Annotated in this window: 23 protein-coding genes and 1 riboswitch; of the genes, 6 read left to right on the forward strand and 17 right to left on the reverse strand. The window is 63.4% G+C overall.

Annotated features, from left to right (window positions below; all coding sequences use genetic code 11):
* The 3 genes from ACP15P_RS10845 to ACP15P_RS10855 are packed head-to-tail and all read right to left on the reverse strand — an operon-like array spanning nucleotide 1 to nucleotide 4,769.
* Nucleotides 1-2,796: a DUF4159 domain-containing protein gene (locus ACP15P_RS10845; protein ID WP_424928477.1), complete on the reverse strand. Its 2,796-nt coding sequence runs from the start codon at nucleotides 2,794-2,796 to the stop codon at nucleotides 1-3.
* On the reverse strand, nucleotides 2,793-3,722 hold the full coding sequence (locus ACP15P_RS10850) for a DUF58 domain-containing protein (protein WP_424928478.1): 930 nt from the start codon (nucleotides 3,720-3,722) through the stop codon (nucleotides 2,793-2,795). The genes ACP15P_RS10845 and ACP15P_RS10850 overlap by 4 nt, the downstream gene beginning before the upstream one ends.
* Before the next feature lie 39 nt (nucleotides 3,723-3,761).
* On the reverse strand, nucleotides 3,762-4,769 hold the full coding sequence (locus ACP15P_RS10855) for an AAA family ATPase (RefSeq protein WP_424928479.1): 1,008 nt from the start codon (nucleotides 4,767-4,769) through the stop codon (nucleotides 3,762-3,764).
* 91 nt (nucleotides 4,770-4,860) lie between these two features.
* On the opposite strand from ACP15P_RS10855, the gene ACP15P_RS10860 reads away from it, so the two are divergent.
* The 5 genes from ACP15P_RS10860 to ACP15P_RS10880 all read left to right on the forward strand — a co-directional run bounded on the left by ACP15P_RS10860 (nucleotide 4,861) and on the right by ACP15P_RS10880 (nucleotide 7,376).
* A complete protein-coding gene (locus ACP15P_RS10860; protein ID WP_424928480.1) occupies nucleotides 4,861-5,475 on the forward strand; it encodes a DUF1285 domain-containing protein in 615 nt (204 codons plus the stop codon).
* A 2-nt stretch (nucleotides 5,476-5,477) separates the two neighbouring features.
* Nucleotides 5,478-5,846, forward strand: coding sequence for a VOC family protein (locus tag ACP15P_RS10865; RefSeq protein ID WP_424928481.1), 369 nt, complete (start codon nucleotides 5,478-5,480; stop codon nucleotides 5,844-5,846).
* 156 nt (nucleotides 5,847-6,002) lie between these two features.
* Nucleotides 6,003-6,257, forward strand: coding sequence for a PepSY domain-containing protein (locus ACP15P_RS10870; RefSeq protein WP_424928482.1), 255 nt, complete (start codon nucleotides 6,003-6,005; stop codon nucleotides 6,255-6,257).
* A gap of 66 nt (nucleotides 6,258-6,323) precedes the next feature.
* A complete protein-coding gene (locus tag ACP15P_RS10875; protein WP_424928483.1) occupies nucleotides 6,324-6,848 on the forward strand; it encodes a cytochrome b/b6 domain-containing protein in 525 nt (174 codons plus the stop codon).
* A gap of 18 nt (nucleotides 6,849-6,866) precedes the next feature.
* Nucleotides 6,867-7,376 carry a helix-turn-helix transcriptional regulator gene (locus tag ACP15P_RS10880; protein ID WP_424928484.1) on the forward strand — a complete coding sequence of 170 codons (510 nt, stop codon included), beginning with the start codon at nucleotides 6,867-6,869 and terminating at the stop codon, nucleotides 7,374-7,376.
* Nucleotides 7,377-7,399: 23 nt separating this feature from the next.
* On the opposite strand, the gene ACP15P_RS10885 is transcribed toward ACP15P_RS10880, so the two are convergent.
* The 4 genes from ACP15P_RS10885 to gpmI are packed head-to-tail and all read right to left on the reverse strand — an operon-like array spanning nucleotide 7,400 to nucleotide 11,881.
* Complete coding sequence (locus ACP15P_RS10885; protein ID WP_424928485.1) at nucleotides 7,400-7,891, reverse strand: RNA pyrophosphohydrolase; 492 nt, start codon at nucleotides 7,889-7,891, stop codon at nucleotides 7,400-7,402.
* Nucleotides 7,888-9,219, reverse strand: coding sequence for a S41 family peptidase (locus ACP15P_RS10890; RefSeq protein WP_424928486.1), 1,332 nt, complete (start codon nucleotides 9,217-9,219; stop codon nucleotides 7,888-7,890). Before ACP15P_RS10890 ends, ACP15P_RS10885 begins: the two co-directional genes overlap by 4 nt.
* An 11-nt stretch (nucleotides 9,220-9,230) precedes the next feature.
* Nucleotides 9,231-10,340, reverse strand: a complete 1,110-nt coding sequence (locus tag ACP15P_RS10895) for a murein hydrolase activator EnvC family protein (protein WP_424928487.1) — start codon at nucleotides 10,338-10,340, stop codon at nucleotides 9,231-9,233.
* Nucleotides 10,340-11,881 carry a 2,3-bisphosphoglycerate-independent phosphoglycerate mutase gene (gene gpmI / locus ACP15P_RS10900; protein WP_424928488.1) on the reverse strand — a complete coding sequence of 514 codons (1,542 nt, stop codon included), beginning with the start codon at nucleotides 11,879-11,881 and terminating at the stop codon, nucleotides 10,340-10,342. Before gpmI ends, ACP15P_RS10895 begins: the two co-directional genes overlap by 1 nt.
* 209 nt (nucleotides 11,882-12,090) lie before the next feature.
* On the opposite strand from gpmI, the gene ACP15P_RS10905 reads away from it, so the two are divergent.
* Nucleotides 12,091-12,720: a hypothetical protein gene (locus tag ACP15P_RS10905; RefSeq protein ID WP_424928489.1), complete on the forward strand. Its 630-nt coding sequence runs from the start codon at nucleotides 12,091-12,093 to the stop codon at nucleotides 12,718-12,720.
* Between the two features lie 12 nt (nucleotides 12,721-12,732).
* Here the strand turns inward: ACP15P_RS10905 and ACP15P_RS10910 are convergent, their stop codons facing one another.
* From ACP15P_RS10910 to ACP15P_RS10955, 10 genes are all read right to left on the reverse strand, one after another.
* A complete protein-coding gene (locus ACP15P_RS10910) occupies nucleotides 12,733-13,080 on the reverse strand; it encodes a hypothetical protein (protein WP_424928490.1) in 348 nt (115 codons plus the stop codon).
* Entirely contained in the window at nucleotides 13,080-13,634 is a 555-nt protein-coding gene (locus ACP15P_RS10915) for a hypothetical protein (RefSeq protein WP_424928491.1), read from the reverse strand. Before ACP15P_RS10915 ends, ACP15P_RS10910 begins: the two co-directional genes overlap by 1 nt.
* A 67-nt stretch (nucleotides 13,635-13,701) precedes the next feature.
* The gene (gene thiD, locus ACP15P_RS10920) at nucleotides 13,702-14,508 is read right to left on the reverse strand and encodes a bifunctional hydroxymethylpyrimidine kinase/phosphomethylpyrimidine kinase (RefSeq protein WP_424928492.1); all 807 of its coding nucleotides are present in this window, start codon (nucleotides 14,506-14,508) and stop codon (nucleotides 13,702-13,704) included.
* The gene (gene thiE, locus ACP15P_RS10925) at nucleotides 14,505-15,119 is read right to left on the reverse strand and encodes a thiamine phosphate synthase (RefSeq protein WP_424928493.1); all 615 of its coding nucleotides are present in this window, start codon (nucleotides 15,117-15,119) and stop codon (nucleotides 14,505-14,507) included. The genes thiD and thiE overlap by 4 nt, the downstream gene beginning before the upstream one ends.
* On the reverse strand, nucleotides 15,116-15,904 hold the full coding sequence (gene thiM, locus ACP15P_RS10930; RefSeq protein WP_424928494.1) for a hydroxyethylthiazole kinase: 789 nt from the start codon (nucleotides 15,902-15,904) through the stop codon (nucleotides 15,116-15,118). Before thiM ends, thiE begins: the two co-directional genes overlap by 4 nt.
* A gap of 51 nt (nucleotides 15,905-15,955) precedes the next feature.
* A riboswitch (TPP riboswitch) is annotated at nucleotides 15,956-16,052 on the reverse strand.
* Nucleotides 16,053-16,078: 26 nt separating this feature from the next.
* The gene (locus ACP15P_RS10935) at nucleotides 16,079-16,783 is read right to left on the reverse strand and encodes a DUF2161 domain-containing phosphodiesterase (protein ID WP_424928495.1); all 705 of its coding nucleotides are present in this window, start codon (nucleotides 16,781-16,783) and stop codon (nucleotides 16,079-16,081) included.
* Nucleotides 16,784-16,786: 3 nt separating this feature from the next.
* Nucleotides 16,787-17,320, reverse strand: coding sequence for a molybdenum cofactor biosynthesis protein B (moaB, locus tag ACP15P_RS10940; RefSeq protein ID WP_424928496.1), 534 nt, complete (start codon nucleotides 17,318-17,320; stop codon nucleotides 16,787-16,789).
* Nucleotides 17,321-17,326: 6 nt separating this feature from the next.
* Nucleotides 17,327-17,950: a LysE family translocator gene (locus ACP15P_RS10945; RefSeq protein WP_424928659.1), complete on the reverse strand. Its 624-nt coding sequence runs from the start codon at nucleotides 17,948-17,950 to the stop codon at nucleotides 17,327-17,329.
* On the reverse strand, nucleotides 17,950-18,717 hold the full coding sequence (locus tag ACP15P_RS10950) for a uracil-DNA glycosylase (protein WP_424928497.1): 768 nt from the start codon (nucleotides 18,715-18,717) through the stop codon (nucleotides 17,950-17,952). Before ACP15P_RS10950 ends, ACP15P_RS10945 begins: the two co-directional genes overlap by 1 nt.
* Nucleotides 18,714-19,379 (reverse strand): glutathione S-transferase family protein, encoded by a 666-nt coding sequence (locus tag ACP15P_RS10955; protein ID WP_424928498.1) that lies wholly within the window; start codon nucleotides 19,377-19,379, stop codon nucleotides 18,714-18,716. The genes ACP15P_RS10950 and ACP15P_RS10955 overlap by 4 nt, the downstream gene beginning before the upstream one ends.
* Between the last annotated feature and the right edge of the window lie 68 nt (nucleotides 19,380-19,447).

Raw genomic sequence — 19,447 nt, forward strand, 5'->3', positions numbered from 1 at the left:
TTACTGCCCCAGCCGGTCGAGCAGGGCGGGAACATGCACCTGGTCGGATTTGTAGTTGCCGGTCATCACATGCATGACCAGGTTCACGCCAAAGCGCATCGCCATCTCACGCTGGCGCGCGCCGCTGGTGCCACGCCCGATGGGAAAGAGCGGCCGCCCGTCCTCCGCCTCGGCCCAGGCCGACGCCCAGTCGTTGCCGCCGATGACCACCGGCGTTACGCCGTCGTTCAGATTCCGGAAGGGCAGCCCCTCGACCTCGGACACGTCATGCGCGGCCTCGGCCCAGACCGGTGTGTTGTACCAGCGGCCAGGGAAATCCTGGATCAGATAGAATGTCCGGGTCAGGACGTGATCCTCCGGGATGGGCGCCAGCGGCGGAATGTCGAGTTTCAGCGCGATGCGCTGAAGCGCGCGGCCATTTGGTGTCTCTCCATTGAAGTTGCGGGCTAGGTCGCTGTCCATCGTGTCAAAGAGGATCAGCCCGCCATAGCGCAGGTAGTCGTTGAGTTTGACATAGGCTTCGTCGGACAGGTCCGGCTGATACTCGGTCACCGGCCAGTAGAGCATGGGCAGAACGGAGAGTTCACTTGTCTCAAGATCCACACCAACGGGATCGGCCGGCTCAATGGCGGTGCGCGTGAAAAGCGCGCGCGACAGCCCACGCAAACCGGCCTCGCTGATGCGGTCGATGCGGTCATTTCCGGTCAGAACATAGGCCAGGACGGTCTCATTGGCCGCGTACAGCACCTCCGGATCGGTGGGTGCGGGATCCTTCAGGACCTCCTGCGCCTCGGCAGGCACGGACACGGCCAACAGCGCCAGAACGGCAATACCCGCCGCCGCACGGCGACCGGTGCGCAGGACGTTTCGGAAACGACCCGAAACCATCAGCGTCGCCAAAACATCAATCGCAAGCATCAGCACGGCCGCCGCGAGGAACCACGGCGCCAGACGGGTTTCCCCCTCCTGCTCCATCGCGGCAAAGGTCACGCCATCGGGAAGACCGGCAAGCGGTGCCAGTTCGGCGTCCGGACCCATCACATTCAAAACAACGCGCTGGTCGCCGCTGGCGTAAATGCCGGGAGGCACCTCAGCAGACAGGTTTCGCCCGATCAGGTCCTCACCGGGCACACCAGCAACAAGGGTCGGCTGTTGCAGGCGGCCAAAGCCGTCCAGAACCTGGGCGGGGGTCCATGTGAGCCCCTCGACCGCGCCCTCGTCAATGCTGCGGCTGCCCGCGCTTTGGGTCAGGCGCTCGAGCATCTGAACGAAAAGCCCCGACAGCGGAAGGTTTGACCAGTCGGCACTTGCGGTGACGTGAAACAGAACCACGAGCCCATCTCCTTCCTCGCGCCCGGTGACGAGCGGCGTTCCGTCCTCAAGTGCGGCCAGCACCCGCTGTGACAGGTCCGGGTCGGGCTGGGCCATGACCTGGGCGGAAATATCCACGTCACCTGGAATGGGCAGGCCCGCGAAAACACCGTCCTCCGGGAAGGGGCGCAGCTTGCGCGGCGCACCCCATGACATCGCACCCCCCACGGAGCGGCCACCGGCGCGCAGACGTACGGGCAGCAGCGGATCGCGTTCAAGCTGGCCCTCTCCCGACCGGGCCAGCCGCGGACCGGCGAAGCGGATCAGAACACCGCCCTCGCCAAGCCAGTCGAGCAGGTCCTGCTCCTCCTGGGCGCTGACACTGCCCACATCAGCCAGGATCAGCACATCCGGCGCGGTGTTGAGCATGTCGTTCAGCGGGGCCTCAACCACCTCCGCAAACGGCTCCAGAGCCTTGCGCAGATAGTTCAGCGGGTCGGTCAGGTCCTGCGCCTCATTGCTTGCCTGACCGGACAGGAGCCCCACCTTGCGGCGACGTACGGCATCATCGGCCAGCACGACGCCCGCGGCGGAAAGTCCGGTCTCAAGCTGAATGCGGCTGACACGGTTGCGCAGCTCCACGGGCATCGGGATCGAAATGTCCACGCGGTTGGACCCGCTCGCAAATTCGGATTCACCCCGGCCCAGGACCCGTTCAATGCCGTTTGGATCCGGGCCAATCGCAGCCACCGACACCGGACCAGGCAGGGCTTCCGCCTGGAGGGCCGACACGCGCAAGACGCCTTCCTCCAGCCTCGGCGGTGTCAGGGCCCGAACCCCACCGGCGGGCGGCACAACCGTAACGGGCCCGTGGGACAGCAGCGCGTCGGCAAGACGCGCCTCCCCATCGTCGGAAACGCCGTCCGTCAGCCACAGGGTTTCGAAACCGGCATCGAGCTCCTCGAACCACGCGGCCCAGCTTTCCCGGTCGGGTCCCCATGGTGCGGGCGTCAGGCCCTGCAGCCGGTCCGCCCAGTCCGCGGCGCTGCGCATTTCCAGAACCGGCTCAGCGGGCGGGGTGTCGGAAAGCTGCAGGAGTGCTGCCGGACGCGAATCCTGACGCGCAAGGTTTAGCGCACCGGCCACATGCGACATGCGTGCCGACCAGTCGGGCGCGTCGCCCCAGCCACCGTCGAGCAGCACCAGAAGCGGCCCGGACCCGGTCTCCTCCCGTGGATTCAGCACCGGCTGGGCAAACGCAAGAATCGCCGCGGCCAGCGCCCCGATCCGCAGGGCGAGCAGCCACCATGGCGTGCGGGCCGGCATGACCTCCTTCTGCTGGAGACCAAGCAGCAGACGCACGCCTGGAAACACCCGGCGCAGCGGCGACGGGGGAATGGCCCGCAGGAGCCACCACAGGACCGGCAAAACGACCAGCGCCGCCAAAATCCAGGGAACCAGAAAGGCGATGGGCCCAATCGTCACAACTGCCGCGCCCCCGTCGCCATATAGAGCCAAAGGAGTGCGGCCCGCGGGCTTTGACCGGTGCGGTGATGCAGCACGAGCCAGCCCAGTTGTCGCGCCAGTTCATCGAGGCGCGCCCGCCGTTCTGCCAGTTTCTCGCGGTAATCCTGTTGCAGAGAGCGGGCACGCAGAGTCTCAAATTCGGTTCCGCCGCCCATGCTCTCGAAAATCAGACGCCCGTCGAAGGGGAAGGTTTCCTCAATATCGTCGAGCACCTGCACGAAGCAGCCCTTCACGCCCCGGTCGGCGGCATGGGCCAGCACGGGCACCATGGGCTCCGGATCGCCAAGAAAATCGGAGAAAAACACCGCGCGGCTGCCCCGCACCATGCGGTCGGAGGGCGGCGTGCCATATTCAGGCCGGTCCCCACTCGGGTCCTCGCCAAGAGCCATTGCAACGCGGTTGAGCTGTTTTGTACCGGACCGGGGCTGGGTTGCTTCGGTCCCCATCAGGGACGTGCGCTCACCGGCTTTGGTCAGCAGCACAACGAGTGCCAGTGCCAGCAGAGCCGCCCGCTGCCATTTCGTGCGTGGGCTGTTGTCCGAGCGGAAATCCATGGAACGGGCATGATCTACCCAGAGGCTGACGGTCTGGGAGGTCTCCCACTCCATTTCGCGGATAAACTGGTAATCGGAACGGCCGGAGCGGCGCCAGTCAACGCCGGAGCGCGGATCACCTGGCACGGCCTGCCGGTACTGCCAGAAGTTTTCGCCTGGACCCGCGCGTCTGCGACCATGTTCCCCCATGGCTACCGATGCCGCGAGGATCTCCGCCTCCGCCAGCAAAGGCGGGAGCGCCCCGCCGATTTTCTCGGCATCCCGGCGCAGACCGACCGGACCCTGGGGCTTGTCCGGGCCGCGAAGAGGCGCGGCGTCAGCCATGCGCATGCACCGAAGCGCTTCCCGACTGGCAGGGCGCGGCCATCATCACGCCGCAGCCTCCGTTTTCAGGACATCCCCGACCAGCGTTTCGATCAGGCCACCCAGCGTGCGACCCTCGGCGCGGGCCGCAAAACCGAGCGCCATGCGATGCACCAGGACCGGATGGGCCAGAGCGGCCACGTCGCCCGTATCCGGCACCAGCCGCCCCTGGATCAGCGCCCGCGCACGAACGGCCAGCATCAGGGCCTGTGCGGCGCGCGGCCCCGGCCCCCAGCTGACGGAGGAGTTGACCAGCGGATGGGCCTCCTCCGTGTCCGGTCTCGCGGCGCGGACGAGGTCGAGGATGCGCTCCACAACCGCCTCGCCGACGGGAAGACGGCGGATCAGCTGCTGTGCGGCCATCAGGCTTTGGGCGTCAAAAACCGACTCGATCTCCGTATCACTCACGCCGGTCGTAGACAGAACGATTTCGCGTTCGTTGTCGCGGCTGGGATAGCTCAGATCAACCTGAAGAAGAAACCTGTCCAGCTGCGCCTCGGGCAACGGATAGGTACCCTCCTGCTCGATCGGGTTTTGCGTCGCCAGAACGTGAAACGGCTCGGGCAGACCGCGGCGCTGGCCCGCTACCGAGACCTCTTTCTCCTGCATGGCCTGAAGAAGTGCGGACTGGGTGCGTGGCGATGCGCGGTTGATCTCATCGGCCATCAGAAGCTGGCAGAAAATCGGGCCGTCAATAAAACGAAACTCCCGCGTGCCATCGGCGCCGGTTTCCAGAACCTCGGCTCCCAGAATATCGGCGGGCATCAGGTCCGGCGTGAACTGAATGCGGTTCGCACCCAAACCCAGAACCGTTCCGAGCGTCTCGACCAGACGGGTTTTTGCAAGGCCTGGCGCACCGACGAGCAGTGCGTGACCGCCGCAGAGGATGGCTGTGAGCGTCTGTTCCACCACATCCGCCTGACCGACTATTCGCCTTGCGATCATCTCGCGGGCGGCGACCAGGCGTTTGCCGGTCTCGTCGATCTCACCCATCAAGTCATCAGTGCCACTCATATCCGGATTTCCTTCCGCCATGCCGACGTTGCCCAACGGCGCACAAAACAATACTGTCACACTGAGCATAACCGGCAGGACGCCTGGGACAATGGGCAAAGACGATCACATTAAAGACAGTTCACCCCCGGGTGCCGACCGGCTGGCCGCCGCGGCGCGGACTGCCTCAAAAAAAGGCCCTCCGCCCGTGCATTTGTGGAATCCGCCCTTCAGTGGTGATCTGGACATGCGGATCGCGCGGGATGGAACATGGTTTTACCTTGGCTCCCCCATCGGTCGGAAACCGCTGGTCAAACTGTTTTCGTCGATCCTCAAACGGGAGGGCGACGACTATTTCCTCGTCACACCGGTGGAAAAATGCGGCATCACGGTGGAGGACGCACCCTTCGTGGCCATCGACTTCCATGTGGACAACCCTGGATCAGACCAGTCCGTGACCCTCATCACCCATGTGGACGATGAGGTCACCGCCGGGCCGGACCATCCCCTACGCGTCACGATGGACGCGGAAACCGGTGAGCCCGCGCCCTACGTTATGGTACGCGCCGGCCTCGAAGCCCTGATCGACCGCAAGAGTTTTTACCGCCTGGTTGAAATTGCCACCGAACATGTGGTCGATGGCGACGCGCAGTTCGGGATCTGGTCGGGCGGCGTGTTCTTCCCCTTCATCCCGGCGGCCGACCTGCCCGAACTTCAGGACCGCTGAGAATGGTGACGGTCAGACGGATCGTCGCCAATATCGCTACGGACAGTGTGGATGAGGTCCGGGGATTTTATGCCCGCCTCTTCGACCTCGACACCGTCATGGACCACGGCTGGATCGCAACCCTAGCCTCCAGTGAGGCCGCACCGGCCCAGATCAGCTTCGCAAGCGAAGGCGGCTCCGGCAGTCCGGTGCCGGACCTGTCCATTGAGGTCGATGACGTGGACGCGGTGTACCAACGGGCCAAAGGCATGGGTGTGACCGTGGAATACCAACCAACCGACGAGCCCTGGGGCGTACGCCGCTTCTACCTCCGCGACCCGGCGGGTCGGCTGGTGAATGTGTTGAGCCATCCAAAAGGCCTGAGCGGTTAATTGGCCTAAACCGGAGTTGGAGCCCCCCTGGCTCGGGGTCGGAAGACGTGGAACTGCAACCCTGGGTCAATTCCCGAACGGTAAAAAATCCTGAAATGAGGCTTCGTACGGCGTCAGAACCACGCCTTTCTGAAACCTAATCTCAGGATTATCAAAATGACCAAAAACATGTTTGTCGCTGCCACCCTTCTGGCTTCCGTATCAGCCATCGCACTGGCCGCCGGACCGGTGGAGCTTAATGACGAAAACACGGGCCGAATTCGGGAAATGCTGACGGACCAGGGCTATGAGGTCGGCAAAATCAAGATCGAGGATGGGCTTTACGAGGCGTACGCCCGCAAGGATGGGCACAAATACGAGGTGTTCCTTGATGGCGATTTTGCCGTCGTCCGCACCGAGATGGACGACTGACCGAAGACCCTACCGGGGCGGACCGTGGTCCGCCCCGGTATCACACCCACTTTCAGGAAAACCGACATGACAAAGGTTAGGGTCTGGGACCCACTGGTCCGGACGTTTCACTGGTCCCTGGTGCTGGCGTTCGGAGCCAACGCACTTGTCATTGATGATGACGGAAAACTCCATCAATGGATTGGTTACGTAGTCGTTGCGCTCGTCGCGGTTCGCATCCTTTGGGGCTTTATTGGCCGTGGATATGCCCGGTTCTCAAGCTTTCCACCGAGCGTGAACGGTTCCCGTGAGCAGATCATTGACATCGCGACCCACCGCAACCGGATCCATGTCGGCCACACGCCTCTTGGCGCACTGATGATCTACAACCTTCTGGCGGCCCTGCTGATCGTTGGGCTTTCGGGACACCTTATGACCACGGACATGTTCTGGGGCGTGGAATGGCCCGAAACGGTGCATGAGACGGCGGTGAGCTGGACGGAAGTTTCGGTCCTGCTTCACATTGCCGCAGTGATCCATGAGAGCAGGAGAACGGGCGTCAATCTGCCCCGGGCCATGATTGGGGGTTACAAGGAGATCCCGGACCGCTAGTAAAACCGGGAAATGAACATGTCCCTGAAACAAGATACAAGGCTTCCGGCGGGCCTCCTCACCGTCATGACGGTGCAGTTTTTCTGCGTCGTTTTCTTTATCACGGATGTATTCGTGGACTATCGGGAACAGCCGCCTGGGGCCGGGTTTCCGTTTCACATCAGCTTTGAGAGCGTCGCGACCATCAGCCTGGTTGCGGCCATTATTTTCGAGGCCCGGTATCTGATCAGCCTTGTTCGCCGCAAGGCACAGCTCGAAAAAAGCCTGGAGGTCGCGCGCACCGCGGTGCACGAGGTGATTGACGCCCATTTCGCAGACTGGAAACTCTCGCCGTCCGAAACCGAGGTCGCGACCTTCCTCGTCAAGGGCCTTGGCATCCCGGAAATCGCATGGGTACGGGGATGTGCGGAAGGAACGGTAAAAGCCCATTTAAACGCAATTTACCGTAAATCCGACACTCGCAATCGCGGCGAGCTTCTCAGTGTCCTTATCGACAGTCTGCTGGCAGGGGACGTGAAGCAAAACTGACCGCACCGCGGCGTCGCAGTCGGTCAGGCCTTCGCCAAATGCTCCGAAAAATCCCTGAACACGGCCGCGTAGATCTCACGCTTGAACGGCACGATCAGGTCGATGAGCTCGTCCGGGGATTTCCAGGCCCATGTGCTAAATTCCGGGATTTCGGTGGCGATGTTCACCTTGCTGTCGTCACCGGTAAAGCGCATCAGGAACCAGCGCTGTTTCTGGCCCCGGTATTTTCCCTTCCAGAGGTTCGGCACAAGCTCATGGGGCAGGTCGTATTTCAGCCAGCCCTTTGTTTTCGTGACCAGCTCGACGGCTTTCCGGGGAACGCCGGTTTCCTCTTTCAGCTCGCGAAAAGCCGCCTTGCGCGGCTTCTCGTCCGGGTCGATGCCCCCCTGGGGCATCTGCCAGGCGTTACCGGGGTTGTCGATGCGCTGCCCGGCAAAAACCAGCCCCTCGCGGTTCATCAAAACCACGCCGACACAGGGCCGGTAGGGCAGTTTCGCAATCTCCTCAGGCGTCATCCGTCGGATCCCAGAACGGACAGGCCACGAAGGATGTCGATGGCATAGGACAGCTGGTAATCCTCATTGCGCAGGCGGGCCGTTTCCTCCTTGCGGGCACGGTCCTCCTCGAGAATTTTCTGCTCATCCTCGGTCAGGCTGTCGTTTTCCAGCGATCCGCGCAGATCGGCCTCGGTGCGGAAACCGGTCTGCTCCTCGCCATCCTCCTCTTCCTCGGCGGGCGGCTGCTGCTCGACGATGATGTCGGGGGCAACGCCTAGCGCCTGGATCGAACGGCCCGACGGAGTGTAGTAGCGCGCGGTGGTCAGGCGCATCGCGCCATCGCCCTGGACCGGCATGATGGTCTGGACCGAGCCCTTGCCAAAGCTCTGGGTTCCCACGATGACCGCGCGACGGTGGTCCTTCAGGGCACCGGCCACAATCTCCGACGCACTGGCCGAACCGCCGTTGATCACGACCACAATGGGCTTGCCCTCGGCCAGGTCACCCTGCTTCGCGTTGTAACGCTCGCTGTCGCGGGGATCGCGGCCACGGGTTGAGACGATCTCACCGGAGTCGATGAAGGCATCCACAACCGAAATCGCCTGATTAAGCAGGCCACCAGGGTTGTTGCGCAGGTCGATGACAAAACCCGTCACGGCATCCATGCCGCCGGCTTCCTCGACCTTTTCCTTCAGCTGTTCCTCAAGATTGGGATAGGTCTGCTCGTTGAAGGTCGTGACACGAAGAACGACGACACCGTCCTCAAGCCGGGACCGAACGGCGGAAATTGTGATGGTTTCCCTGGTCAGGGTCACGTCAAACGGCTCGGCCTCACCTTCCCGGATCAGGGTAATGGTGATGTCTGAGCCCACCAGACCACGCATAAGGTCCACGGCCTCATTGAGATTGAGGCCCAGAATGCTGTCGCCATCCACATGGGAAATCAGATCACCTGGCTGAATGCCGGCGCGATCCGCAGGCGTGTCGTCCATGGGCGAGACCACCTTGACGAAACCGTCTTCCTGGGTGACCTCGATGCCGAGACCGCCAAACTCGCCGCGGGTCTGTACGCGCATGTCGTCGAAATCATCGGGCGGCAGATAGCTGGAATGGGGATCAAGGGAGGACAGCATGCCGTTGATGGCACTCTGGATCAGTTCCTTTTCATCCACCTCCTCAACATAGGTGGACCGGATGCGTTCGAAAATGTCACCAAACAGGTCGAGCTGCTCGTAGACATCACGCTCTCCGGAGGCTTCCTGGGCCACCAGCGGTCCCGCGAACTGGGTGCTGAACACAAGCCCTGCGGCCGCTCCCGCGATTCCTGCCAGCCATACATTTTTCATTGGGCGTCTTCCTATCCGTTTTCGCCAGAGAGCAATGGAACCGGATCAACGGGTCTCTGTCCATGCCTGATTTCCATGTACAGTGTCTCGCGAAGTCCCGAAACGGTTTCCTGATCCCTATATCTCACATAATCCTGAACTTCGGGCGATCGTCCGCCGAGTATACCGATCACATCGCCCTGCGCAATCTCCGTCCCGTTTTCAACCGTCACACGGCTGAGGCCGGCCAGCACGGCCATCAAACCGCTATCATCCTCAATGATCACGATATTTCCGTAATCGAGAAATGGCCCGGCATAGCGAACCCCGCCCTTTGCCGGCGAGACCACCGGGGACATCGGCCAGGCGCTCAACTCAATCCCATGGCGATGCGCCCCGCCCATCACGGAGGTGCCAAAATCCTGAACAACACTGGCCGGTGCGGGCCAGATCAAATTTTGGTTGGTGGCCGTTTCGGACCAGCTTGCGTTGCCGCGCCGGGCAATTTCCGAGATCAGTTCATCAATGGTTCCGGCCGTCGCCAGCGCCTCCGACAGAACCCGGTCCGGGGCGGGTGCGGCACCACTCACGAACCGCATCTCACCAGCCAGTTCACGCCTGTCATGATCGAGCCTCTCCAGCCCCTCGGCCAGCCGTTCCAGCAATTCATCCCGCTTGCGCTCCGCCGCGTGGATCGCCGCCATGCGGGCCGTCAGACGATCCGCGCGGCTCTCCGCTTCCGCACGCAGGGCCCGAACCATCGCCGCCGCCCGTACCGCCGCCAGCGGACCGTCCGGATGCATCACCGAATGATCCGCCTTCGACGCGCCCAGGGTCTGGGCCGCCGTCAGAAAATCGGAAATTTCATCACCGTCCCGAACCAGCTCCCAGGACAGATCCCGCGCCCGGTTGGCCGCCGTGACCGCCTCGGTACGCAGCCGCGCCACTTCACGCTCCTGAAACCGGATACCGTCAATCCGGGGAGCCAGCCCGCGTTCGGGCGCCGCGTTATCGGCAGCCGCCTCCGTCAGGGCTGCGGACGCACCAGGATCGGTGTCGAGATCGGTGGAGGCAACGGCAAGCCCCACGCCCAGGGTCACGGCAAACGCGCCGGGGGCCAAAATTCTGGCGGAACGGGTCATCAGCTAACGATCAGGTTCTCTCCGGTCATCTCTTCCGGTTTTTCAATATCCATCAGGTAAAGGAGACTGGGCGCGAGGTCGGCAAGCCGTCCCCCGTCCCGCAATTTAGCCCCATCCGGACCACCCACGAGGACCAGGGGCACGGGGTTGAGTGTATGCGCCGTATGCGGCCCGCCGCTTTCCGGGTCAACCATGATCTCGCAGTTGCCATGATCGGCGGTGACGAGCATGGCGCTCCCGGTTTCCTCTACCGCGTCGAGCGCCTGGCCCAGCCCCGCATCAACGGCCTCGACCGCCTTGATCGCCGCATTGAGATCGCCGGTATGCCCGACCATATCGGGGTTCGCGAAGTTGCACACGATCAGACCATATTCACTGGACCGGATAGCCGCCGCGAGGTTCTCGGCCACTTCCGCCGCCGACATCTCCGGCTGCATGTCATAGGTCCGGACCTTCGGGCTCGGCGCCATGTAACGCTCCTCGCCCTCCGCCGGGGTTTCGACACCACCATTGAGGAAGAATGTCACATGCGGGTACTTCTCGGTCTCCGCGATGCGGAACTGCTTGAAGCCCTTCTGCGACACCCATGCGCCAAGGGTGTTGGGGATATCCTGGGATGGAAAAACCGCCGGCATGAAACGGTTGAGGCTGTCGGAATACTCCACCATGCCGAGCTTGCCGGCCCAGTCGGGGCGCGGCCCCACCTCGTAACCGTCAAAGTCCGGATTCACCAGGGCCTCGAGAATTTGTCGTGCCCGATCCGCCCGGAAGTTGGCGAAGAACAGACCGTCGCCATCGTTCGCACCGGCATAATCGCCAATTACCGTTGGCGTGGCAAATTCATCCGTCTCCTCACGGGCGTAGGCCGTCGCAATCGCATCCCCCGCCGTCGCGGCCTTTTCGCCCTTTGCATTGAGGATCGCATCGACCGCCTGACCGACCCTCTCCCAGCGGTTGTCACGGTCCATGGCGTAAAACCTCCCCGAAACCGTGCCGACCCGGGCCGCGTCCGGCAGGTTCGCCTCCAGCTCAGCCACCTGGGCCTGCGCTGATTTGGGCGCCACGTCACGTCCGTCAAGGAACAGGTGCATGACAACCGGGACCCCGGCATCCGTTACGGCCTTCGCCATCGCGACCAGATGCCTCTGATGCGAATGAACCCCACCCGGAGAAGCGAGCCCCGCCAGATGCGCGGTACCGCCGGATTTCTTCAGACTGTCGATAAAACCCTGCAGCTCGTCATTGGTCGCAAAACTGCCGTCCTCAATCGCCCGGTCGATGCGCGGCAGGTCCATCCACACCACACGTCCCGCGCCAATATTCGTATGACCGACCTCGGAATTGCCCATCTGCCCGTCCGGCAGGCCGACATCCTGACCATGCGCGGCCAGTTGGCTTCGCGGGCCTTTGGCCCAGATCCGGTCAAAATTCGGGGTATTGCCCAGAGCCACGGCATTCGCCTCCGTGTTCGGATCAAGCCCCCAGCCATCGAGAATTACCAAAACAACCGCCACGACAATCACCTCTCTTCCCTGACGCATGAGCATTACCGGCAGGTTACCACGGTTGCAAATACCTGTGTGGAAGGGACGGAGGTATTTTCGGCGGCGTGGCGCGGGGATGACAGAAACGCAGCCAAAATCCGGAAATCCGGCAAAAACCCTCGAAGCCACAACCCCAAACCGGAGTCCGAAACCGTATGTTTACCGTTTTCGCAAAAATTCCCGCCTCAGACTGAAAGGAATTTCTCGTGCCCAAATCAATCCTGTCCCTCAGCCTTGCCACCGGAATCGTGTTTGCGACCACTGGCATTGCCTCGGCCGTCACCTGGGCGTCGGACGGCGGTGCGGATGACACCTGGCGTTGGGCGGGGCGGGACAATATTGCGTCGGCGTTTGGTTCGCCCTCGGCCACGCCTCCGTGGCGGCATGAGGCGTTCTTCAGCCTCGGGCTTGGCGGGCGCGCGTGGTTTACATTTGGCACGCCGTTTCAGGGCGAAGCGTCGGTATTTGAGGTGACCTGGGGTGACCGCAGCCGGTATCCTGAATCAGCCACCATTCATGCCGGCGACTTCAGCAGCGGTCTGCCCGATGACCTCTTCGATACCGCGAACTATGGCGCGTCCTGGAGTACGGTCGACAACGCCGAAGACAGATCGGATTTCCACGTCGCGGGCGGGCCGTTCACGCATCTTCTGTTTGTGGACACGTCTTCCAACCGGTCTGGCGATGGGTTCGACATCAACGCGATTTCCGTGACGGAAGCCTCGGCTTCCGCCAATGTGCCTGAAATAGACGTGGGCGCCGGGCTTGGCTCCCTTGCCGTCATGGGCTGCATGATCGCCTGGCTTCGAACGCGGCGGAAACAGCCGCACACCTGATCCCGGTCAGGCTTACCGCATTCTCCGGCCGCCGCCACCGCGTCTCCCGCCACCGCCGCCCGGGCGTCCACCAGCCGGTGGGTGGAAGCCTCCGGGGGGGCGATCAGGATGCCCCGACGGAGGCTTGGGTCTGTCGGGACGGTTGGGCCTGTCCGGGCGGTCGGGTCTCTCAGGACGGTCCGGCCGGTCGATATCTATATCCACGTCGTAATGGTGGTCATAGATGCCATAGCGGAACCCGTAGTCAAAACCGTAATACGGATCGACATTGTACCCGACACTCGCCCCGTAATAGGTCGAATCGCAGGACGCCAACAGCATGGTTCCGGCCAGCCCACACGCAAGATATGGCTTCCACATCACATCGCCTCCGTCGCGGCAATGGACCGGAGTACCCCGATCAGTTCCTGCTCATGCCGGTCATAGGCATCCGGCTCGCCGATGAAAGCGGCCACGGCCACGTGATCCGGTGAGATCTGGATGATGGCGAAGGCATAGTCGAAATCGCGACCGTCGCGCACACCCTGACCGCTGTAAAACCGCGTGGGTTTACCACCAACGGTACGCCGGTCGTAGTAGAGGTTTTCCGGCTCGGCCAGGAGATAGGGGATCACCCGTTCCATCCAGGATTTGGCCCCGGAAATACTCGACAGCCTGACCGGCGACCAGAACCCGGTCCACATTACACCCTCCTCATCCGGCGGACGGATGGACACGACCTTCGGGCTGAGCGGCGTACCGTCGGCGGCCTGGGCTTCGGGCACCTCGACGCCTTCCAGAACCTCCCAGCCATCCGGCACATCGAAACTGAACAGGTTCGCGCCGCGCGTTTCGTAGACGAACTCCTCCGCCTGCACGGAGACCGCAAACAGGGCGGTAAAAGTGCAGGCCGCAATACGCGATAGAATTCTCATTCCATCCCCCGGATATGTTTTCAGGGCACTCTAACCCTCAGGCGAAAGGTTTCACAACCCAAAGGGTTTATGCGCCCCCACCCCACAGGCTGTGGAAATGATGCACCGGGCCATGCCCACCACCAACCGACAGCGTGTCCGCCGCCGCGATGGCCGCTGAGATGTAGGATTTCGCCTCGCGCACCGCCTGCGCGAGCTCCGCGCCCAGCGCGATCCGTGTCGCCAGAGCGGAGGACAGCGTGCAGCCGGTGCCATGGGTGTTGCGCGTCCCGCTGCGCGGTGCGGAAAGCACCGTCTCGTCACCACCGGAGAGCAGAAGATCCGTGGCATCCCCCTGCCCCAGATGACCACCCTTGATCAGAACCGCACCGCAGCCAAGCTCCAGCAGAGCCCGCGCCTGGTGCCGCATGCCGTCCACATCCGCGGCCTCAGGAACCCCAAGCAGATCGGCGGCCTCCGGCAGGTTAGGCGTGATCACCGTCGCGCGAGGCACGAGCAGGTCCCGCAATGCCGACACCGCCCTGTCGGCCAGCAGCCGGTCACCGCTCCGCGCAACCATCACGGGATCAAGAACTATGGGCGCGTCCACACCTTCCAAAGCCCCCGCGACCGCCTCGATCACCGTGGCATCGCCGAGCATTCCGATCTTAATGGCATCGATCCGGATGTCGTCGCGAATGGCCCTGATCTGTGCGGTCACAAAGGCCGGATCAACGAGGCTCACGCCCTTCACGCCATCAGTGTTCTGCGCCGTCAGGCCGGTGAGCACCGCCATGGCGTAGCCACCATTGGCCGAAATCGACTTGATATCCGCCTGAATACCGGCCCCGCCCGAAGGATCGGAACCAGCAATGGAAAGCACGTTCGGGATCATGTCCTGCTCCATTCCGTAACGATGCGCCGCGTGGCGGCCTGCGGGTCCTCAGCCCGCGAAATTGCGGAGACCACAGCGACGGAGACGCAACCGGCGCGCCGCACCTCCACCATGTCATCGGCATCCAGACCGCCGATTGCCATGCATGGCTCCTTCGCGGCGGCCGCGATCCTGGCGAGGCCATCGAACCCGATGGGTTGCGCGTGATCCGGCTTCGACGCGGTCGCACGCACCGGGCCAACGCCAAGATAGGTCACCGCGCCGGGCGGAATGGCGGCAAGCTGATCCTCCGCCTCAATCGACAGGCCCAGCACCATGTCGGGCCCAATCGCCTCGCGGATTTTGCCGACATCCCCGTCCGACTGCCCCACATGCAGACCGGCGGCATTCACCGACCTGGCCACGTCGACCCGATCATTGATGATCAGCGACGCACCAAACCCTCCGATAGCGGCCATGACCTCCCGCGCCAGCCCGGCGAAATCCGCGTCCGGCAGGGTTTTGTGGCGCAGCTGGATCCAGCCCGCGCCCCCGCGCGCCGCCGCCTCGGCCTGCTCCACGATGGACAGAGGCGCGTCCGCGTCGGTGACAAAACACAGCGGCGGGATCACGCGGCCGACACCCTGGCACGCTCCGCGACCACGTCCGCGGTCAGGCTGTGCAGAGCGTCAATGAACCGCACCTGGAAGCTTCCTGGCCCGGTTGCCCCATCCGCGGCAATCTCACCGGCCACCGCAAAACACGCCAGAGCCGCCACGGTCGCATCAAACGGGTCCTCATCCACAATAAAGGCCGCAACGTAGCCGGTCAGTGAACAGCCCAGCGCGGTCACGAGCGGCATCAGGCTGTGACCGTTCGAGACGCGCGCCGCGCGCTCGCCATCGGTCACGTAATCCACCTCACCGGTCACGGCGACGACCGCACCGGTCCGTTTGGCCAGGTCCCGCGCGACAGCCTCCGCGGCCGCAACCGGATCTGCCGCGTCAGCGCCACGACCCGCAGCAGCCGTTCCGCCCAGCGCCAGAATCTCGGACGCATTGCCCCGGATGACGGTTGGCTTAAACCCCAGCAGCCGGGCACCCTGCTCCTGCCGAAACGCCGTTGCGCCCACCGCAACCGGGTCCAGCACCCAGGGTGTGCCGGCCTTCTGCGCACCCTCAGCCGTCGCCGCCATCGCCTCGGCCCAGTCCGCGTCAATCGTACCGATATTGATACTGACCGCACTCGCGATTGCGGCAAATTCCGGGCCCTCCTCGCTGGCATGAACCATTGCGGGCGAGGCTCCGGCGGCCAGCATGATGTTGGCCATGACATTCATGGCAACATAGTTGGTGATGTTCTGGACGAGCGGTGTGCGGTCGCGCATCCGGTTCAGGTGTTCCGCTGGTGTGTTCATGTCTCTCCCTCGCTGTGACGGAGGGGCGCCTGGCGTCAATCCGGTCCTCTGATCCCGCGCCATGCAACTTCCTCCGCCGGTATGATCCGGTTCAGGTTCAAAGGGTCCTTCTCAGCCCGGCCGATGCCGCGCGCCCCTGTCGCCATGTCTCTGTCACACAGGCCGAAGAGCCTGTCAAACATCTCCGTCGGCCGGTTTCGGCGGTTCCAGCTCCGCCAGCACGTCAGCGAAGCTTTCCAGCCCCTCGCGCCCCTTCGGCGTCAACGCGTAAATCCCCCGCGCCTCCCGCTCGAACCAGCCGTAGTGATCCGCCCGCATCAACACCGCCGCCCGAGGCACACCCGCATCGCGCGCCACAAGTGCCGCCCTGCAAGCGCCGTTCAGGCTCAGATACGCAGCACAGCGCAGCGCGTCCTGCCGGTAGGCCGTGATCCGTTTCACCCCGGTACTGCCACCCTCGTTCGGGTCGCCCACCCGCCGCTCAAACTCGCGCAGCAGCCGCCCGGCCTTCTTCGCATTGCGTCGCGGCTGGTAGGGACCGGGATCGAGATGGGCCTCCACCGTGCCCTCCCCGTCCGTCTTCACCGCCAGCAGACCCAGACCCAACCGGCGACACAGGCGGATAATATCCCGGTAACGCAGTTTCCAGCCCCGGTCGGATGACACCGGCACGGCCAGATACACATGCTCAAACAAAGCCTGCCGCGCCACGCCCTGCATCACCAGGGCCAGCGAAAACGTCAGTTTCATCTCGACGACGAGAGGCGGTTCATCCCCGCGCACGGCCAGCAGGTCACAGTCCCCGATCTCGGCCTTCACCTCATATCCCTGCGCCTCAAGATACCGCTTGAGCGGTGGATAGAGATCGGTCTCACGCATCGGTCACTTGCGCCTTTTGTGTTCCTCAAGACGCGGCATGATCTCGACAAAATTGCAGGGCATGTGCCGGTAATCGAGCTGCTTCTCCAGGATCCCGTCCCAGGCATCCTTGCACGCACCAGGACTGCCGGGCAGCGCAAAGAGATACGTACCGCCCGCAACCCCGGCGCAGGCGCGGCTCTGGATTGCTGATGTCCCTATTTTCTCGGCCGAAACCATGGTGAACATGGTCGAAAACGCGGGGATATGCTTCTCGTAGACGCTCTCATGCGCTTCCACGGTCACGTCCCGCCCCGTCAGCCCCGTGCCGCCGGTGGAAATCACCACATCGACGTCCTCATCCGCGATCCACACTCTGAGCTTCTCCGCAATCGCGGCCTGCTCATCCTGGATAATATCGCGATCCGCCAGGTGATGACCCGCATCCGTCAGCCTCTGGACCAGCACGTCACCGGACCGGTCCTCCGCCAGCGAACGCGTGTCCGAAACCGTCAGCACGGCAATCCGGACCGGAATGAATTCACGTTGCTCCACCATGCGATCCTATCCCTGTTTCATCGTCACCAGCCGCAGGGCCAGCAGACCGAAAATCGAGGCCGTCACAACCTGCAACCCGCGCTGCATCCGCCGGGAGCCACCCACACGCTGCCCGACCCCTCCGGCCAATGATCCCGCCAGTCCGTTAACGATCAGCCCGCCGAGTCCCAGCACGGCCCCAAACACCAGAAACTGCTGTAAAGTGGTCCCGGCATTCGGGTTCACGAACTGCGGAATAAAGGCCAGTACAAACAGAATAACTTTCGGGTTCGTCAGATTGACGATCAACCCACCGGTAAAGGCCTGGGAGAGACGCCCCCTGCGCGGCGCGTCCTCCTCCGCACCACCGCGCAAAATCCGCAGGGCCAGCCAAAGCAGGTACACCACACCAACCCAGCGCACCACGTCGAACACCACCGGCCATTTCGCGACAACCGCGCCAAGCCCCAGCCCCGCGATGGTCACATGCACCATCAGCCCAAGGGCAACCCCCGCCGATGCCAGCCAGGCCGGAGCCGCCCCGCCGCGCAGGCCCAGATTGACGCAAAACATCATGTCCGCCCCGGGCGTCAGATTGAGCGCCAGTGCCGCCGGCAGGAACGTCAGAAAAACCGCAGGCTCAATGCCAATCAACCGATCGCCTCCAGCCTGTGATGGATCTCCAAAAGATCAGACCACGCCGCCCGCTTGCGGCTTCCGTCGCGCAGGAGCGCCTCGGGGTGGAACATCGGTATCGCCGGGCGTCCTCCAAACTCCCCCCAGGTCCCGCGCAACCGGGTAATTCGGGTCTGCGTTTTCAGGGCCGAGCCCGCCGCCAGATCGCCCATCAGAACCACAACCTTCGGTTCGGCCAACTCCACATGCCGCGCCAGAAACGGCAGCATCATGTCAATATCCCGCGCCGACGGCTGGCGTCCCTGTGGCGGCCGCCACGGAAGCAGAGAGGTCAGATACAAAGCCTGCTCCGGGTTTTCCGCCTCCCGCGACAAGCCAATGGCCGCGAACATCCGGTCGAGCATCTCACCCGCACGGCCCACAAATGGCGCCCCGGCCCGGTCCTCATCCCGGTCGGGCGAGCCGCCGATGACCATAACCCTGCTCCAGGGCTTCCCCCCCGAAAACACGAGGTTTCGCGCGCCCTTCTTCAGGTCGCACCCCTCGAACTGCTCCACCGCATTCCGCAACGCATCGAGCGTGTCGCAGGCCGCAGCGATGGGCGCGGTATCGATGACCACGTCCTCTTTGGGCTTTGGTGGCGTGGTGAGCGGCTGGCTCTGCAGCTTTGGCTCCTCAAACCGGTTGACCGGCTCTTCACCAATCGCCTCGTCAACGCCCAGCTCCACCAGCCAGCGGAGCGTCGCAATATCCGCCTCCCGCGCGGGATCAAGCCCGTTCACCCGGCCACCTCCGCCGTCGCAGCCGCAGGCTTCGCCCTCGAGGCCATCACCGACGGCCGCTCGCCCATCTTCTCAAACCAGGCCCGCGTGGCCGTGGCCTGTTCCTGTATCTCAATTCGAATCGTCCGCAGGAAATCCAGCGCGACAACAGCCGTGATGTCCGCGACCGAAAAATCTTCATTACCCACGTGAAGGCTCTCGCCCAGCCGCCGCTCCAGCATGGCAAGCCCCTTGTGAACCCGTGGTATATTGGCCTCGGCCCATTCCGGGCACTGGTCCTCCAGCACAGCCATTTTCGGGTTCCCGTGCCGCAAAACCTGGGCAATCGGCGAAAACAGCTCAAATTCCACCCGCCGCTGCCACATCTCGATTCGCGCCGCACTCAGCGCGTCCGCGCCCATCAGACAGGGCTCCGGCACCAAAGCCTCAACATACCGGCAAATCGCCATGCTCTCGGTCAGCCAGCTGCCATCCGACAGCTTGAGCGCTGGCACATGATACGTCCCGACCCGCCCGGCATGATCGCCAAAATGCGCCCCGGTCATGATATCGACCTGCTCCGTGGGGATCTCCAGACCCTTTTCAGCCAAAAATATCCGCACCCGGCGCGGATTGGGCGCCGGCCGGCATTCCACCAGAAGTTCGGGCCTGGGCAGGGTCATCCCCCGCTTTTGCACCATTGGTATGCGCCGCGCAACCAGGGGCGGTGTGGGGCGGAAGTGAGTCGAAA

This window comes from Amaricoccus tamworthensis (assembly GCF_049800875.1).
Taxonomy (GTDB): Bacteria; Pseudomonadota; Alphaproteobacteria; order Rhodobacterales; family Rhodobacteraceae; genus Amaricoccus; species Amaricoccus tamworthensis.